Origin of the sequence: Peribacillus sp. Aquil_B1 (genome assembly GCF_022603275.1) — a bacterium.
Taxonomy (GTDB): domain Bacteria; phylum Bacillota; class Bacilli; order Bacillales; family DSM-1321; genus Peribacillus.
Genome location: NZ_JAKXEE010000002.1, coordinates 663,869 through 681,082, shown reverse-complemented (window position 1 = coordinate 681,082; position 17,214 = coordinate 663,869). Strand labels below are relative to the sequence as shown.

General features: G+C 41.6%; 17 protein-coding genes, 1 pseudogene and 1 riboswitch. Of the genes and pseudogenes, 9 read left to right on the top strand and 9 right to left on the bottom strand.

Annotated features, from left to right (window positions below; genetic code table 11):
* Window positions 1–52: 52 nt before the first annotated feature.
* On the bottom strand, window positions 53–199 hold the full coding sequence (locus MPH60_RS17050) for a hypothetical protein (protein WP_241593654.1): 147 nt from the start codon (window positions 197–199) through the stop codon (window positions 53–55).
* An 85-nt stretch (window positions 200–284) separates the two neighbouring features.
* Window positions 285–1,777, bottom strand: a pseudogene (locus tag MPH60_RS17045) (SulP family inorganic anion transporter).
* A gap of 125 nt (window positions 1,778–1,902) precedes the next feature.
* Between MPH60_RS17045 and MPH60_RS27820 the strand changes: the two are divergent.
* Complete coding sequence (locus tag MPH60_RS27820) at window positions 1,903–2,034, top strand: hypothetical protein (RefSeq protein ID WP_272492839.1); 132 nt, start codon at window positions 1,903–1,905, stop codon at window positions 2,032–2,034.
* A gap of 824 nt (window positions 2,035–2,858) precedes the next feature.
* Window positions 2,859–2,948, bottom strand: a riboswitch (cyclic di-GMP riboswitch).
* Window positions 2,949–3,214: 266 nt separating this feature from the next.
* Here the strand turns inward: MPH60_RS27820 and MPH60_RS17040 are convergent.
* Entirely contained in the window at window positions 3,215–4,426 is a 1,212-nt protein-coding gene (locus MPH60_RS17040) for an MFS transporter (protein ID WP_241593655.1), read from the bottom strand.
* 196 nt (window positions 4,427–4,622) lie between these two features.
* Between MPH60_RS17040 and MPH60_RS17035 the strand changes: the two genes are divergently transcribed.
* Window positions 4,623–5,930, top strand: a complete 1,308-nt coding sequence (locus MPH60_RS17035) for a CitMHS family transporter (RefSeq protein ID WP_241593656.1) — start codon at window positions 4,623–4,625, stop codon at window positions 5,928–5,930.
* 169 nt (window positions 5,931–6,099) lie between these two features.
* The gene (locus MPH60_RS17030; RefSeq protein ID WP_241593657.1) at window positions 6,100–6,732 is read left to right on the top strand and encodes a superoxide dismutase family protein; all 633 of its coding nucleotides are present in this window, start codon (window positions 6,100–6,102) and stop codon (window positions 6,730–6,732) included.
* 307 nt (window positions 6,733–7,039) lie between these two features.
* Here MPH60_RS17030 and trhO read toward each other — a convergent pair whose 3' ends face one another.
* Entirely contained in the window at window positions 7,040–8,005 is a 966-nt protein-coding gene (trhO, locus tag MPH60_RS17025) for an oxygen-dependent tRNA uridine(34) hydroxylase TrhO (RefSeq protein ID WP_048678052.1), read from the bottom strand.
* Window positions 8,006–8,149: 144 nt separating this feature from the next.
* On the opposite strand from trhO, the gene MPH60_RS17020 reads away from it, so the two are divergent.
* The 3 genes from MPH60_RS17020 (at window position 8,150) to MPH60_RS17010 (ending at window position 9,843) form a co-directional block, all read left to right on the top strand.
* On the top strand, window positions 8,150–9,163 hold the full coding sequence (locus MPH60_RS17020) for a nitronate monooxygenase (RefSeq protein ID WP_405390626.1): 1,014 nt from the start codon (window positions 8,150–8,152) through the stop codon (window positions 9,161–9,163).
* 17 nt (window positions 9,164–9,180) lie between these two features.
* Window positions 9,181–9,636 carry a GNAT family N-acetyltransferase gene (locus MPH60_RS17015; RefSeq protein WP_241593659.1) on the top strand — a complete coding sequence of 152 codons (456 nt, stop codon included), beginning with the start codon at window positions 9,181–9,183 and terminating at the stop codon, window positions 9,634–9,636.
* 63 nt (window positions 9,637–9,699) lie between these two features.
* Window positions 9,700–9,843: a hypothetical protein gene (locus tag MPH60_RS17010; RefSeq protein ID WP_161922753.1), complete on the top strand. Its 144-nt coding sequence runs from the start codon at window positions 9,700–9,702 to the stop codon at window positions 9,841–9,843.
* Between the two features lie 47 nt (window positions 9,844–9,890).
* On the opposite strand, the gene MPH60_RS17005 is transcribed toward MPH60_RS17010, so the two are convergent.
* Window positions 9,891–10,469: a GNAT family N-acetyltransferase gene (locus tag MPH60_RS17005; protein WP_241593660.1), complete on the bottom strand. Its 579-nt coding sequence runs from the start codon at window positions 10,467–10,469 to the stop codon at window positions 9,891–9,893.
* Window positions 10,470–10,572: 103 nt separating this feature from the next.
* Between MPH60_RS17005 and pdxR the strand changes: the two genes are divergently transcribed.
* Window positions 10,573–11,964, top strand: a complete 1,392-nt coding sequence (gene pdxR, locus MPH60_RS17000) for a MocR-like pyridoxine biosynthesis transcription factor PdxR (protein ID WP_241593661.1) — start codon at window positions 10,573–10,575, stop codon at window positions 11,962–11,964.
* 65 nt (window positions 11,965–12,029) lie between these two features.
* Here the strand turns inward: pdxR and MPH60_RS16995 are convergent, their stop codons facing one another.
* Both MPH60_RS16995 and MPH60_RS16990 read right to left on the bottom strand, forming a co-directional pair.
* On the bottom strand, window positions 12,030–12,449 hold the full coding sequence (locus MPH60_RS16995; protein WP_241593662.1) for a MarR family winged helix-turn-helix transcriptional regulator: 420 nt from the start codon (window positions 12,447–12,449) through the stop codon (window positions 12,030–12,032).
* Between the two features lie 474 nt (window positions 12,450–12,923).
* Window positions 12,924–13,127 (bottom strand): hypothetical protein, encoded by a 204-nt coding sequence (locus MPH60_RS16990; protein ID WP_137019412.1) that lies wholly within the window; start codon window positions 13,125–13,127, stop codon window positions 12,924–12,926.
* 128 nt (window positions 13,128–13,255) lie between these two features.
* On the opposite strand from MPH60_RS16990, the gene ytvI reads away from it, so the two are divergent.
* Entirely contained in the window at window positions 13,256–14,299 is a 1,044-nt protein-coding gene (ytvI, locus tag MPH60_RS16985) for a sporulation integral membrane protein YtvI (RefSeq protein WP_241593663.1), read from the top strand.
* A gap of 7 nt (window positions 14,300–14,306) precedes the next feature.
* Here ytvI and MPH60_RS16980 read toward each other — a convergent pair whose 3' ends face one another.
* Together MPH60_RS16980 and MPH60_RS16975 are read right to left on the bottom strand one after the other, a co-directional pair.
* Complete coding sequence (locus tag MPH60_RS16980) at window positions 14,307–14,456, bottom strand: hypothetical protein (protein WP_170956573.1); 150 nt, start codon at window positions 14,454–14,456, stop codon at window positions 14,307–14,309.
* Window positions 14,457–14,644: 188 nt separating this feature from the next.
* Window positions 14,645–15,997 carry a hemolysin family protein gene (locus MPH60_RS16975; RefSeq protein ID WP_241593664.1) on the bottom strand — a complete coding sequence of 451 codons (1,353 nt, stop codon included), beginning with the start codon at window positions 15,995–15,997 and terminating at the stop codon, window positions 14,645–14,647.
* Window positions 15,998–16,613: 616 nt separating this feature from the next.
* On the opposite strand from MPH60_RS16975, the gene MPH60_RS16970 reads away from it, so the two are divergent.
* Window positions 16,614–17,186: a YitT family protein gene (locus tag MPH60_RS16970; protein WP_245406308.1), complete on the top strand. Its 573-nt coding sequence runs from the start codon at window positions 16,614–16,616 to the stop codon at window positions 17,184–17,186.
* The last annotated feature ends 28 nt before the right edge of the window (window positions 17,187–17,214 follow it).

The window sequence follows — 17,214 nt, the reverse complement described above, 5'->3', positions numbered from 1 at the left end:
TACATGCAAAAAAAGACTCAACCATCCATTAAGGGTGTTTGAGTCTTTTTTCTTAATTCAAGGCATCCTTTTCTTTTTCATAGGCGATGACAATCAATTCTTTATTGGCTTCCTCGCCTAGTTTGCTTTCAAAGCTTTTCAGTTCATTCAATAAATCCGGTGACAGATTTGCTGCTGTATAATCCTGCTCGGGTGTCATGCTTTTCGCTCCTTTCAAAAGGAAATGATTCATGTTATCTATTTTGTCGGTTTGAAAAGTTTCTATTCAGCAGAATGTTACTTCTTCAAGATATTTTACTTTCTGACGTGGCGAGTTTTTCAAGCAATGACGAACTTTCTTGATCGAGTCCTTGCACTTGGACAGGTATTCCGAGAAGCTGATATTTATGGATAACCGTATCAACAGCACCTACCGCTGAATCATCCCAAATTTTAGAATTGGTGAAGTCGATCACGATCGAATCGGCCTTTTCCTTGAAGTCGAACTTCGAAACAAAGTCCTGGACAGAAGCGAAAAATATTTGTCCGCTGATACGATAAGTGATTTTCTTAGCCTGGATGTCTTCCGTTTTCTCTACCGCCACTTTAGAAATTTTAGCCGAGAAGAAAATCATGCTCAAAAGCACTCCGGCAAATACCCCTTTTGATAAGTCATGAGTATAAAGAACGATGAGGACCGTCACGATCATCACGGCTGCATCCGACTTAGGAGCTTTAGTGAGCCTCTTTAGGGAAGACCAGTCAAAGGTCCCGATTGAAACCATGATCATGACTGCGACAAGTGCAGCCATCGGTATTTTAATAAGGACATCATTCAATACCACGATTAATACCATAAGGAATGCGCCCGCTACAAATGTCGAGAGCCGGCCCCTACCACCCGATTTAATGTTGATACCGGATTGGCCGATCATCGCACATCCTGCCATGCCTCCAAAACATCCGGCGATGATATTCGAAATCCCCTGGCCTTTGGCTTCCTTATTTTTATTACTATCCGTGTCAGTCATCTCATCGACAATTTGAGCTGTCAATAACGATTCAAGCAACCCAACAAACGCAAGGGCAATGGAATAAGGGAAAATGATCGCTAAAGTTTCGAAGGTCAAAGGGATGTCTGGAAGCATGAACATCGGAAGCGCTTCGGTCAATTGTCCCATATCCCCCACCGTCCGTACCGTAGCCCCTGTGGTAACTGCAACGATCGTCATGAATATGATAGCGACAAGTGGTGAAGGTATGACTTTCGTGATCTTCGGAAAAAGATAAATGATTGCTAATGAAACGGCTGTCATGACATACATGATCCATGTTTCGCCACAAAATGGGTGAGCTGTGCCGTGAAAATCAAGATGGCTAAAGAATTCACAAAACCAGTCATGACCGGCTTCGGAATGAACTTCATTAATTTCCCGATTTTTAAAACCCCTAGTAAAATTTGCAGCAAACCAGTCAATATTGTTGCAGCAAGTAAATAGTTCAAGCCATGATCTTTAACAAGGTCAACCATGACGAGTGCCATTGCGCCAGTGGCAGCCGATATCATTCCCGGCCTCCCGCCGACGAAAGAGATGACAATGGCAATGCAGAATGAGGCATATAGACCAACCATTGGGTCAACGCCGGCAATGATCGAAAAGGCAATCGCCTCGGGAATCAATGCCAAGGCAACGACAATTCCCGATAGAACATCTCCTCTAACGTTGCCGAACCATTCCTGTCTGTATGCAGATGTATTCAAAGAAACACTCCTTCTTTCTTTTATATATGTGTTCATTTCTTTTTTAACGCACTAAATTATAGCATGAGTCGTTCTTTCTATCTATATGGATAATATAAACGACAAATCGAGGGCTATTCATTTCTAATTGTATGAAGGTAAAATGCCTATAGAGGGAAGAATTGATACAAAAGGTACTTGAGCCATTATATGAGGGAACCAAGGCTGAAGAAGCCTCGATTCATCTATACGAAGAATCGGAAGACTGTTTATTGACCTTCGGTAGGGTATCAAAAACTGAAAAAAATCAATGACTAAAAGGGATGGTATGAAAGATTGCAGGTTGAAAGGGAAAATAAACTCGTACCTTCGTATTGGGAGGAGATATATCATTATCTTAGTAGAAAGCCGATTATCAAATGGAGGTAGGCGGTACCACTATAAAGCTGGATTATTTATTAGGTCTGCCCATACAGGCCATGCATGTAATAATTTCAGTCGAAATGGATTGCCGAAAAATGGCTTGGCCATTTTTGATGTAATGGGCTTCTACACGCTTTTGTAAAATTCCCGCCAAGGAATGGAGTAAAACGGCAGGGATCTATTTCATAACTACTCGCTTTTGCATTCTAGACAGGGGTTTTAGAAGGTAGTGAAACGCGATAGAATCTAATGATTACTTATAAACCACATGATGATTTATATCAATCAAGCCAGTTATGGGGCCGGCCGTACATTTAAGATAGTGCTTTAACTGTGTCAGTTATAATTGGGCATGAGGTAAGAGTTTTTTTACCGTCCTTTTTTTCATACAAGGAAGTGGTGAGGTGAAAAAGTAGGGTACCCCATACCAGTGTTAAGGGGCTAATCCTTATCAATGATACTTGATTTACATTTAGGACATGTCACTTCTTTATAATGCTTGAACCTGATCTTTCGAAGGTCGCTTCTGGACAACATTGCGAATACATTATATCTTGTGCCGCATGCACAAGTATTTTTATCTTTGACTATGTGTCTCTCATCCGTAGTAGCTGAATAAATGGTTGGAAAGAACATATATAACCCTCCTTGTTTTGTTTTAGGCAAATTAAAAAGGGGCAAGAAATTGATTATAAAATGATCATTCAAGAAAAATCTTGGCAGCCCGGCTGCCATGACAACTAGTTGTTGGTTTAGGCCCGTGGCTTTGCGTCTTTTACTTTCATAAAATTTGCCTATAATAATCTTAACATAAAATCTAATGTGTTATGAAGTACAGTAAAAATACTTATCAGTTTATGGTTGGGGCCTAAGGTTGTCGGCAGCAGCTGGTTTCCAATATTCCTTTTTCATGTGTGCAGGACTCTTGTTAGTTTTTGGTCTCACTGCCTGTTTCGGAATACGACCGAAACGAAATTCAATTCAAGAAGTATCCAGCACTACAGCTGTATGAGCATTAAACATGAGAAAGCCTGCTTCCATCTGGAAGCAGGCTTTCTTGCCGAAATGTGATTAATGCGATCTGGCTAACTCCGGATTGCGGTGCATCGCGAAATAGAGGACAAGTCCGGCTATGAGGAGTAACGTGCTGGTCGTGATGAAAACGGCAGAGAATCCATAGAAACCAGCAACCATTCCGCCCATTGCGGGTCCGATGATATTGCCTAAAAAGCGCAGGCTCGTATTATACCCAAGCACTTCCCCCTGCATTGCGACAGGCGCTTCTTGGCGAATGTAGGCAATCCTTACAGGGATGATGCCGCCTATTGCCATGCCTAATATGAAGCGTACAAAAACCAGCTGCCAAAAATGATTGATGAAGGCACCGGGCAAGTAGACAAGAGCTGTCAGAAAAAGGAGCAGCACAAGAATCTTCACATGACCATGCCGATCACCTATCTTGCCCCAGTGACGCGCCATCAATAAATTCCCCAGGCCTGCTGCAGAAAAGGCGATTCCTGAAAAAAATCCAAGATTGGAAGTTCCATGCAGCTCACCAACGTATAAAGAAAGAATGGGCTGGATGCTGAAGTGGGCAACTTGGACAAGTGTCGAAATGAGCATGACATTCACTAAAATGGGGTTCCTTAAGATATGCGAGAGAACTTCCCTGCTTGTATAGCTCGACTTCGTTCCCTTCTGCTGTTCCATTCGGTACTCCTTGGTTGCAAAAACAAGAAGTCCAGAGATGAAAATGGTGATGGAGGTGAATTTAAAGGCGGTTGAATAGCCGAGTGTGTCTGCAAGCAGGCCGCCAAGCAATGGTCCGAAAAGGGAACCGGTTATATTTCCCGTTTGTAATGTTCCCAGTACACGTCCGGCAATTTCTTTTGGTGTCTGCGTTGATATGAAGGCCTGTGACATGGAAATGAAGCCAGTGAATATTCCTGTGAACATCCTTAAGACGAAAAGCTGCCAAACATTTTCGACGAATCCCATCAGGAAGATGGACAGACCCATCCCAAAGGCACAGGCAATCAAGATTTTCTTTCTGCCGTACCGGTCACCAATCCGTCCCCAAATGGGGGAAAATAAAAAGGCTGTCACGAAAGTGATTCCAAAAGTCCATCCGGACCAATGCTGGATATATTGAGTAGAATAATCTCCGAATGTACCAATGTATAAGGATATGAATGGAAGAACCATCGTCATGCTCCCGCCTATGAAGAAATTGGCGAACCACATGATGAGGAGATTCCGTTTAGCTATTTTATGAGCGTTCATTTACATACAACACTTCTTTCCTCCGAAAAAACTTCGGGTTCCTAAATAATAGTATACAGAATTTAACTAATTTATTAAACGAATATGTTTTACTGGTTTTTTAATGAATGAGCAAATGATATAATGTGAAAATATTGATTTTTCAGAAAAATTAAAAAATCTAAAGGTATCCATTTCAATTAAAGGAGTTTTTAACATGTTAACGATTTTAGGATTTTGCATGATTTTAACGTTTCTTGTCTTAGTCATCACAAAGCGCTTATCAGTGGTTGTCGCTTTTATCTTCACTGCGATAGCTTTTGGTGTTATTGGTGGGTTTGCTACGGAAATGGGAGATATGATGGTTGCGGGTATTTTAAAAGTGACACCAACAGCAGTCATGATCGTTTTTGCTATTCTATACTTTGGTTTAATGATTGACGTTGGTTTATTCGAGCCCATGATCGCTAAAATTCTGAGCTTTGTAAAAGGAGACCCGCTAAAGGTTGTCATGGCAACCGCCATTATAACCATGTTGGTAGGTTTGGACGGAGACGGTTCTTCCACATTCATGATCACCGTTTCAGCCATGCTGCCGCTTTATATCAAATTAGGGATGAACAGGCTAGTGTTGGCCTGTGTCGTTGGTTTAGCAGCTGGAGTCATGAATATGATTCCTTGGGGAGGTCCTTTGGTCAGGGCGGCCGCAAGCCTTCAGGTTGAAGTACCGGAGTTATTCATTCCTCTCATACCTGTCATGATCTGCGGTCTTTTATGGACGCTTTTTTCGGCATATGTACTTGGCAAAAAGGAAAGGGAGAGATTGGGAGTCAGCTCACTGGAGACGAACATGCAACCTGGTATGAGTGAACAGGCTGCAGCCGTTGAAACGGCACCTCAAGCAACATCCAAGCTTTTTTGGTTTAATTGGTTCTTGACGATTTTACTGATGGTATTGCTGGTGATGGAAGTGCTGCCGATACAAATCTTATTTGCTTCCGCTTTTGCGATTGCACTATTCGTTAACTTTCCGAACCCGAAAGAACAGCAGGAAAGGATTTTAAGTCATGCCAATAGTTTTGTGATGATCTGTACACTCATTTTCGCTGCTGGGATTTTTACGGGTGTATTCACAGAAACAAAGATGATGGACTCGATGGCTGCTTCAATCGTAACCGTCATCCCGGAGTGGCTCGGGGCACATTTGCCACTGGTGGTAGCGTTGACAAGCATTCCGATGGGGTTCATTTTTTCACCTGATGCCTATTACTTTGGCATTCTGCCAATAATAAGTGAAACGGCATCGAACTTCGGTATTGCTCCTGTAGAAATCGGAAGGGCGGCTTTATTAGGCCATTCGACCGCAGGATTCCCCTTATCGCCATTGGTGCCTGCAACATTCATATTGATTGGCCTTGTAGGCGTGGACTTTGGTGATCACCAAAAATTCTTGTTTAAATGGGCGTTTGGGACAACTATCATCATGACGATTGCAGCCATTACTTTCGGGGTCATCACTTTGTAAAACGTGAGCCCATTAAGCTATATTGTAAAATCCTTTTCTGTGAATTTAGTAAGGTGTTCACTCTCACTGGTATATTCTATTTTCCTATTTATCCCGCTTTCTGTTTATTCTTCCATAATAGTGGAAAGTAATAAGAGGAAATACATATAAGAGAGTGAGGGAATGTATCATGAACTATAAACAAAAACTTATACTGCCTATGTGTACTGCCTTTTTACTGTATGGATGTAATTCAGCGGATGATTCAAATCAGGCCGACAATAATGCCGAGGACATGACTACAGTGGGACAAGGAACAGATACAGAGGTTGATCCGCAGGTGAAAGCGGAAGTTAAAGATGTAGAAGGTAATGCACTTGGGACGGTGAACTTTACCGCTGAAGAGAATTCTGTAGTGATCGAGACAGCTTTGGAGGGCCTTGAACCAGGCTATCATGGATTCCATGTTCACGAAAACGCAGCATGTGAGGCAGATGCCAAGGATGGCCCTTTCACTACAGCGGGAGGACACTTCAATCCAACTGATGAAGCGCATTCTAAACACGCAGGTGATATGCCTCCTTTATATGTAAAAGAAGATGGGACAGCAAAATATACGGCAACATTGGATAACATGACAATAGACCAACTGAAGAAAGAAGAGCTGGCTGTAATCGTTCATGCGAATCCAGACAACTTTGCCAATATTCCTGACCGCTATGAAGCCAATGGAGAAAAAGGACCGGATACAGATACTTTGAAAACTGGTGATGCAGGCGATAGGCAAGCTTGCGGGATTGTTGTAAGTGCAGAGGCAAAATAACAAGAAGTAAGAGCGATTCCTCTAAAGCGGAATCGCTCTTTTCATTGAAGATAGGACTGCTGACAGGTAAAATCTTAAAGCTGGAATCATTCTTTTTACAATTTAAGAAGGTTTTTTCTATTGTAATATAGAAGTAAGAATGTAAGTAAAATTGTAGTAGAAGCAGTGGTATTAAAAAGATCATAGTTAATTCTTGCAGTGGAATGAAGTTCCAAGTCAAAGGTTTAATATAGGAAAATAAGATTAGGTTTGAATTGATCAAAAAACCCGAATAGGGATCATGTCCACTGATTCGGGTTTGCTAAAATCATTTTGCCGTAATGGAATCTTCGATTAGCTGTAATCTCTCAGCCACTTCTTCTTCAGAAAGGTTATGCTCGACTACATAGCGATTACGCGGATGCACTCGGCATTCATGGGTACAGCTGCGCATATGTTTGTGTTCGTTCTCTTCACTGCAAAGGATTTTCTTGTTGCATTCAGGATTAGCGCAATTGACATAGCGTTCACAAGGTTCGCCGGAATAAATATCGCGTCCGACAATGACATGTTCCTTTTGATTGATAGGTACGGCAATCCTTTCATCGAAAACATACATTTGGCCATCCCATAGCTCACCTTGGACTTCGGGATCCTTCCCGTATGTTGCAATGCCGCCATGCAGCTGGCTTACATCTTCAAAGCCTTCTTCGACTAGCCAGCCGGAGAATTTCTCACAGCGGATACCGCCGGTGCAATACGTTAGGATTTTTTTGCCTTCGAACATTTCTTTATTTTCCCGGACCCATTCGGGAAGTTCACGGAAATTCGTGATTTCTGGCTTGATTGCACCCCTGAAATGTCCTAAATCAAATTCATAGTCATTTCTGGCATCAAGCACGATGGTGTTTTCATCTTGCATTTGCTCGAAGAACTCCTTCGGGCTCAAGTATTTGCCTGTCGTCTGGTTCGGGTTGATGTCGTCTTCCAAGCGAAGCGTTACAAGTTCATTTCGTGGACGAACATGCATTTTTTTGAAAGCATGGCCTTCAGCTTCATCTATTTTAAACACGATGTCGGCAAAGCGGGGATCGCTTTTCATCATGTCCATATATTTGTCGGTTTGTTCGATTGTACCTGAAACTGTTCCGTTGATACCTTCTGAAGCCACCAAGATACGGCCTTTCAATTCAAGGGCTTTACATGCCGCAAGATGCTCGGCTGCGAATTCTTCGTGATTCTCGATGGGTACATACAAATAATAAAGTAATACTCTATATGGTTTTGTTTCCATTTTTTATTTACCACCTATGTTTTATATTTGCAAGATATAAAGGGTGATCATTAAGACACTTTTCTCTTACAGATAATCATTATACCAAGAAAACGTAAAAATGATAAGGGCATGAAGAAAAATCAAGAGGAGCTGTTTGGAATGTTGAAAGAGTTAATGAAATATCCAATCATTCAGGCACCGATGGCAGGAGGAGCCTCCACGCCGAAGCTTGCGGCTTCAGTATCCAATGCAGGAGGATTGGGCTTTCTCGCAGCTGGCTATAAGACTGCGGAAGAGATGAAGGACGAGATTGTGCAGACCCGTCAGTTGACTGAGCGCCCTTTTGGCATGAATGTATTTGTGCCAGGCAACGATGAGGTGGATGAAAATATATTATCTGGCTATCGTGAAAAGATTGAAAAAGAGGCCGAGAGCGTTGGGGCTGAGATCGGAAAAGCCGATAGTGATGACGATGATTGGGGAAATAAACTACATGTATTGAAGGAGGCTGGGGTCGCTGTCGTCAGTTTTACGTTTGGATGTCCAACGGAAGAGGTAATAAGGGAGCTCCAAGATGTCGGTTCCCTTATAGCCGTGACAGTAACCAACCTTCAGGAAGCAAAAAAAGCGGCGGGAGCAGGTGCCGATGTTCTATGTGTACAGGGGTTTGAAGCAGGGGGGCACCGGGCCAGCTTTGATAACCGCACAGAAGATGATTACGGTCTTTTAGTATTGATGCGGATGATAAAAGATGAACTGGACTTACCGATCATTGCCGCGGGCGGACTGATGCATGGAAAGGATATCGCGGCAGTGCTCGAAGCGGGAGCAACAGCGGCGCAATTGGGAACCGCTTTCCTTCGCTGTCCCGAAAGCGGGGCAAGTCCGGTCCATAAGGCGGCGCTGGGAAATCCCCGATTTACTCAGACCTCCATTACCAGAGCCTTCAGCGGCCGGAGGGCACGCGGGTTGGTGAATCACTTTTTAACGGAGTATGATAGCGTTGCACCAGTCGCCTATCCCTATGTCCATCACATGACAAAACAAATGCGAAAAGCGGCAGGACAAAAAAACAATCCTGAATTGATGGCTTTGTGGGCAGGACAGGGATATAGGTTGAGCAGGGAACTTCCTGCATCTGAATTGGTTGAACTGCTTGTAGAAGAATTAAACTGAGAAGGGTTTGGATACCGATGGAGATAAGGGAATTATTCAAGGATGAGCCACCCCCGATGCATTTATTGCTTTTGGCAGATCCTTCAAGGGAACTGGTCGAGGGATATTTGGAGAGCGGAACGTGCTTCGTTGCCGAGAGTGATAAGCGAATGATCGGTGTTTATGTTTTACTGCAAAAAGGCCCGGAACTGATAGAGATAATGAACATCGCAGTGGATGAACGGCACCATGGAAGGGGAATCGGCAGGCAATTGATTGAACACGCCAAAGGCCATGCAAGGGAACAGGGATATAAAATGATTGAAATCGGAACGGGGAATTCGGGGATAGGGCAGCTTGCCCTTTACCAAAAATGCGGTTTTAGAATAACTGGGGTCGATCGGGATTTTTTTAATAGAAACTATTCCGAGGCCATTTATGAAAATGGGATTCAGTGTCAGGATATGATTCGCTTGTCACAAGGCTTAGACTAAGCGATGATCATCCAAGTTTGACGGAAAGGCTTTACAGACGTCGCATTGCTAGGGGGAATGAACTTGTTCTTTGGTGATATGATTTATCTTCTTTTTGCTTTACTAATGCCGTTTTTATTTGCGATTGGCGTTTTCATATTCATTCGATCAACGAAAAGGCAAAAGGATTCTTTATCAAAAATTCGTAAAGACTCACATGAAAAATAGCAGCAAGAAAAAAAGAGTGCAAAACACCGGCACTCTTTTTCTCATTTTCACCTTTCCAAAAAGACTTCCAAATTCCTTTTCACACTGGGCCATTCTTGCTCGAGAATACTATAGACCACCGTGTTCCTGATCCTTCCATCTTGCAGTTTTTTCTCCATTCTCAAAATGCCTTCTTCAAGGGCGCCGAGCCTGGTTATGGCTGCACGCGATCTTTTGTTGCATTCGTCAGTCCTGAATTCAACCCGTTTCATTTGCCACTTTTCAAAAGCATGCTGCATTAGCAGGTACTTACATTCTGTGTTAATGGCTGTTCGCCATTTGTCGGGGTGATACCAAGTCGCGCCGATTTCCAGGGATTGATTATGAAATTGAATATTTCTTAAGCTCGTGCTGCCGACTATCGAATCATCAGTCCGATCGATAACGACAAATGGATGTTGAATTTCCTGTTCCCTTGCTCGAATGCCTTCCTTTACATAGGAGATCGCCTCTTCATATGACAAAATTTTTGTTGCACTCCATTCCCATATTTCAGATGGCAGGGAAGCGGCGTAAAGCGGTTCGATATGATGTTCCATCATCGGGGTGAGTATCACGTGTTTTCCGTATAATTCGATATGCTCCATAGTGTCCTCCTCTTGATTGATATCTTCATTATAAAAATATTCTGGTTCTGCAATAAGGACCAATACTGATATAATTTATGGAACCAGTTTGAAGGAGGACCAAATGTTTGAAATCACTCTAACCTTAGATAAAACGAATAAAGAAGCTTTATATGTCCAATTGTATAAATACTTTATGAAGGAAATCCAGAATGGGCAAATTAAGTCCGGAATGAAACTGCCTTCTAAACGAAAACTGGCCTTACATTTAGGGATAGGCCTGAATACAGTGGATACGGCTTATCAGCAGTTGATGGCAGAAGGATATGTGGAGAGTCAATTAAGGAAAGGTTATTACGTAGCTGATTTAGAACCGATCTCAGCTTTGAATGAGCCGTTGCCTGTAACAGAAGGGATGATGTGTCCTCCGAATGAAAGAAATGAGATAGATTACAATCATGGCCGGGTGGACGTCGATTCTTTCCCGCATGCCGTATGGAAAAAATGCTTGAACAATACTCTGTATCTTCAGGAAAGGGAAATGTTCATGAGCGGTGATCCTCAAGGGGAATGGGGGCTCAGGGCTGAGATTTCATCCTACCTTTTTCAATCGAGAGGAGTTCGCTGCGGGGCTGATCAAATCATCATTGGGGCTGGTACCCAGTATTTCATCCATCTGCTGCGGTTACTTCTTGGAAATGAACGGGTATTTGGGTTGGAAGACCCTGGCTTTCATCGGGTAAGGGAGGTACTGAGGCTGGAGGGAGCGGATATGGCATACATACCCTTGGATGAAAGTGGAATGAGTGTGGACTCCTTGAAAGAGAGTGCAGCGAATGTTGCCTATGTCACTCCTTCCCATCAATTTCCTTTCGGTATGATCATGCCGATAACTAGGCGGGTGGAATTGCTCAATTGGGCAGTGGAAAAAAAGGGTTATATTATTGAAGATGATTATGACGGGGAATTCCGACATGCTGGTAAACCGATTCCGTCCTTGCAGGGGTTGGACAACAATGGAAGGGTCATCTACTTAGGTACGTTTTCAAAGTCGCTCATCCCATCAATCAGGGTGGGATTTATGGTGTTACCCATGGAGTTGGCTTGCCGCTATCAGCAGGAGTTAATAGGATACAAACAGACCGTTTCCAGACTGATTCAGGAAACGCTCTGTCTTTTTATGAAAAATGGACATTGGGAACGCCATCTGAATAAAATGCGAACGATTTATCGTAAAAAGAATAAGGTACTGCTGGATGCCATTGAAGAGAGCTTCCATGATCGTGTAGCCGTAATCGGTGAAAAGTCAGGCTTGCATGTTCTTTTAAAAGTAAAAAACGGCAGCAGTGAGGCAGAGCTCATTCAAAAGGCTGCCAGTGTGGGGGTTAAAGTCCACCCAACATCGGTTTATCATTCAAAGAATGTGAAAGATCCGACTATTTTGATTGGGTACGGTGGTTTAACCGAAAGGGAAATCAAAGCAGGAATCCGGCTTTTAAAAAAGGCATGGCTATAGCTTGGTGCGAAAGTAAGGAAAGGCCATGCTTCACACTTATTCAACAAAGATATAAAATACCCATTTTAGTTTCTTATATTATTGAGGATTTTAAGGACCGTCTGGAAAAATACTTCCTGTTCTTCATCCGTAATGCCTTCCAGGGCTTTCCCTTCGATTTTTTCGGCAATCTTAAGACATTTTGTATGTACCTCTTTGCCCCGGGGCGTCAGTTCGATTCGTTTTTCCTGTTCATCTTTTCCAGGAACTTGTTTAATCATATTATTCTGTTCCATACTGTTGACCGAACGTGTGATGATAACACTATCTACATCCAAGTAACTGCAAATATCGGGGATTGTGGAATATCCACAGTTTTTTAAGTAATTCAGGATTGTCCACTGATTATGGTAAATTTCAAGTGCTGTAATTTGTTCATTCATTTTGCTCACTAATGATCTCGAAACTTGTAAATATTGATGAAATAATTGAGTAGGGTTCGTCATATGATTCTCCTTTATAATGGTCGACCAATCCATTATATTCTTTAATTCTTAAAAGTCTATTGTAAAGAATCATTTATTTCAGTCAATGTTTATTTTTGGAAGCGAAGCGGGAAAGGGAAAAATACTGGCAATATGAATGAATGGAGGGAAAGCTCAGTCTTCCCAAATCATCAAAAACAACGGGGAAGCATAAGCACAATCATAAGGAGAACTCTAATATATGATGGGGGATATTTCAGTCTATAGAAAATCCGAGCATTCGAGTTTGCCCAGTTTTTTATGGGTTGTCCATTTGGGCGTTTATTTCCGCTCCAGGCGCTCGCTTCTATATGATGGTAAACATATATTTTTACCTTCAAATTGTCGATAAGTACCACCGAGAATTGGTAAAAGTCAAAACGTCACGTTACCTTGAAAGCGGAATGCAGTATATCCTGCAAGCAAAAACCAGCCTCTAAAGTGGCTGGTTTTTGTTTAAAACTTCTCGCTGGTAGAGCGGTGTTTTGTTTCTTTTTTATTTCGTTCTTCTTGTTGTTCATATTTAATTTCATCAATGGGTAAATCGTCAATGGGCATGACCACTTGATCACGTTCCAGCTGTTTTTCCTGATTTTTCTTGAAGGCCTTGGATTTATCATTACGCTCCTCAAGATACTTTTCTTTATCTTTATTATCCAATGTCAATCCCTCCATCTCTTTGTATCTCTTTTTCCCCTTATTGAGAAAATAAAACGTTTAAGCGAAATATATATGATCCCATTTCATAAATATAAGGAGAACAGGAAAGTGCAAGGAGGGTTTGTTCAGTGAATTTCGCCGTCTTTTTTCGCTGGTTTTGGAGGGGGATTCTCCTTTTAGTCATAGTAATCGTCATTCCCTATTCATGGGCTTTGATTTTAGCATTGCTTACCGCCATTCTTTTGGATGGATTGGTCCGCATGATTGGTGAAACGGCAAAGCTGCATCGGTTTTGGGCAGTCTTGATTTCGTTTGCTCTATATGTAGGCGGGCTTATGAGCATCACTTATTTTTCCTTTTCGGTATTAATCAAGAAGGTCATTGTCTATTCTGAAGAATTTCCCGGCTTCATACGTGAAGTGTATTTGACGGCTATATTGCCAGTCATTAGGCAATGGGAAAGGTATTCCCAAACGCTGCCGTCAAATCTCATTCAATCAATAGAACAAACGATGGAAAAGGGAGTCATGGCTCTGGAGGGGTTCACAGAGGGCTTTGTTCAGGATATGGTTCAATTCGTTACACTCATTCCGGGATTTTTCATTGACTTTTTAATTTACTTAATCGCTTTATTCTTATTTAGTCTTGAATTGCCAAAGTTAAGAAAAAAGGCAGTCCTTTATTTGAAGACATCCACCTATCAAAAGATTTCGCTAGTTTATCAAGATTTAAGTATGGCAGCCGTAGGGTTCATCAAGGCACAAATTACGTTGAGTTTAATAACGTTCATCATGGCTTATGGAGGACTATGGTTGTTAAATGTGAAGTATACGATTCCATTGGCACTCTTAATAGTAGTTGTGGATATTCTTCCTATCTTGGGGACGGGATCTGTGCTGGTTCCTTGGGCAGTAATCGTTTGGGCTCAAGGAAACCATCAACTAGGTATTGGCCTCATCATCCTATTCCTGGTCATTACCATCATAAGAAGGACAATCGAACCAAAAATCTATTCAGCAAATATGGGGTTGAGCCCATTGGCATCGTTGATCAGTCTTTACTTAGGGTTTAAGATGCTTGGCTTCATTGGGCTTTTCCTTGGACCTTCGATACTGATTGTTTATGATACGTTAAAGAGGGCAGGTGTCATCAAAACCAATTTCAAAATATGAAAGATTATTAGATGTTTTTTGCCTGATTCCTTAAATTTGACATATCTTTTACCGCTTTACCTTGGCCGTTGCAATGATTGCAGTCCCGTGAAAAGAATTGCAGATAACGGGTTTTCCCTTTCCCTTTGCAGTGCTGGCAAATGGTTATGAGTTTCATGATTCCTCACTCCTTCAAAAAGTATCGCTTTTTTAACAGTATGAAACAATTAAGGTAGAACTATACTTCATGTAATCATTCAATGTTAAAAGCAGCAGGTTTTATATAATATGTATTTATTTTATTTCATGTACCCGTTGAAAAAAATAACCCCCGCTCCTAATGTCTTTTAGGAACGGGGGTTATTATCATGAAACGATTTCGGTTTGTGATATGATCGGGAATTCTTTTACTTCGCTTACGACTTTTACTTGTTTATATATTTCAATATAACGAATATGGTGTTCTTCCATTTCCTTTATCCTAAAGTTATAAGGACCATAAGTCAGGATATCACCTTGTTTGGCCTCGTAATTCTCGGTAAGGATCCATCCGCCCATCGTATCAATATCTTCATCATTGATATCCAATCCAAGTAAGTCATTCACTTCACTGACTAATACCTTGGCATCGATGATGTAGTGATCTTCTTTTAATTTACGGACATCCGGCACTTCATCCAGGTCGAACTCATCGCGGATATCGCCAACGATTTCTTCAAGGATATCTTCAACGGTCACCAACCCTGACGTACCGCCGTATTCGTCCATGAGGATAGCCATGTGGATACGTTCCTTTTGCATTTTTAAAAGTAAATCGTGAATGGGGATACTGTCAATGACACGGATGATCGGACGAACATATCGGTCGATCGTTGACGCTGCCTGATTGTTCTTGTCTATCATTTCAGTGAATAGCTCTTTGATATTGACCATTCCGATAACATGATCCTTATCACCGTCAATGACAGGATATCGTGTAAAGTTCTCTTCCGCCATGACGGTGAAAAATTGCTGGATCGTATCATCTTTGGATACCGTTGCAATTTCTGTACGTGGAACCATGATTTCTTTTGCGATCCGATCATCGAATTCAAAAATTTTATTCACATATTTAAACTCTGATTGGTTAATTTCGCCACTTTTGTAGCTTTCCGAAACAATGATACGTAGCTCTTCTTCTGTATGAGCCAAATCATGTTCGGAAACTGCTTTTAATCCTAGCATTCTTGTAAGCGACCTTGCAGAGCCATTCAGTACCCAAATGAAAGGATACATGACTTTGTTAAAGGCAATTAAAGGTTTCGAAACCAATAATGTTACTTGCTCCGCTTTTTGAATCGCCAATGTTTTCGGTGCCAATTCCCCAACAACGACATGTATGAACGTAATGAAAGAAAAGGCAATTGCAACTGAGAGTACATGTGAAGCCGACTCCGGAAGATTTAATTGATTTAAAAGTGGTCGCAAAATGTTTTCAACTGTCGGTTCCCCAAGGAATCCAAGCCCTAGAGCTGTAACGGTGATTCCGAGCTGACATGTTGAGAGGTATTCATCCAGGTTGGAGATGACCTTCTTTGCTGATATAGCATTCCTCGTTCCTTCTTCAATTAATTGATCGACCCTCGTGCTTCTCACTTTAACAATCGCAAACTCCGTAGCTACAAAAAATGCTGTTAAAGCAATTAAAATGGCAATAAGAACCAAGTTTATTATGTCCAAATAGTCTCCCTTAACTCGCCTTCGAGACGAATAAGGAGTACACCTCCTACATTTTTAAAATATACAAGTATATTTTTTTTGCCGTGCTGAATATTTCCGGGATTACTTCAAAATGGCTGTGGTAATAGATGTGCTGCCGTTTGAACTCCCATTTCTTTTTGTGATGAAGAGAATAATAGTATATGCCGATTAGCGATGCGTAGACGGGAAATAGAAGAATTTCTGTCTGAAGGAGTGCAGCCATTTTCCAAAAGGATGCACATATCCGTTACGCAAAGCAGCGTTCGTCCGTCAAAACGAACATTCTTTAATGCCCCATCAAATCACCTCAATCTAATTAATTTAAATACTTTTATTATAGAAAGAGTTAATCATTCAGTCAAACAGCTTACGGCACCTTAAATCCGGTAAATTGCTTGTAAAGGATCAGTTTAAGCTAATAATTAGCTGTTTTTGACTGTTTTCTCTACTTTATTGTAACATATTATAGAATATTCAGAAAACTAAGGACCGTTTCATAAAAAATTGGTTCGTTTCATTATTTTTTGGATGGTACAAACATATTCTATAGAAACCAAGACAAGTTTTAAATTGCAGATTAAAGGGGGTGGCAGCCATGAAAATCATGGAAAGGATGGCAGCGATCATTGCCGGCAGCATGCTAGTAGGTGTGGGAATCAATTTTTTTCTGATACCTTATCATTTATTGGATGGTGGCATGATAGGGATTGGGCTGATTTTTCATTACTATATAGGACTCCCGACTGGACTGGGTGTGATTTTGAGCAGCATTCCATTATATATATATGCTTGGTATTTTGAAAAAAAATTATTTCTGAACAGCTTGCATGGCTTGCTTTTTTCCTCTTTATGCATCGACATTTTTTCCGACGCTGTCACAGGATGGAAACTTCCCATTTATGTAAGTGCCATAATCGGGGGAGGGTTGATTGGGCTTGGAATCGGCTTGATGCTTCGGTATGGGACCTCTACAGGCGGAACGGATATGCTGGCACAGATCCTTTCCAGGAAAAGTGGACTCAATGTAGGGCTGCTGATTTTTTTCATTGATGGATGCGTATTGCTTTGCGGATTGAGCGTTGTGGGGACTTCAATCTTTTTATATTCATTTTTAACGATCATCGCGGTAGCCATGCTGACTTCAGTCACCGTGATGCGAACGATTTAATCTTGAGTTATGTATAAAAATCTGAAAA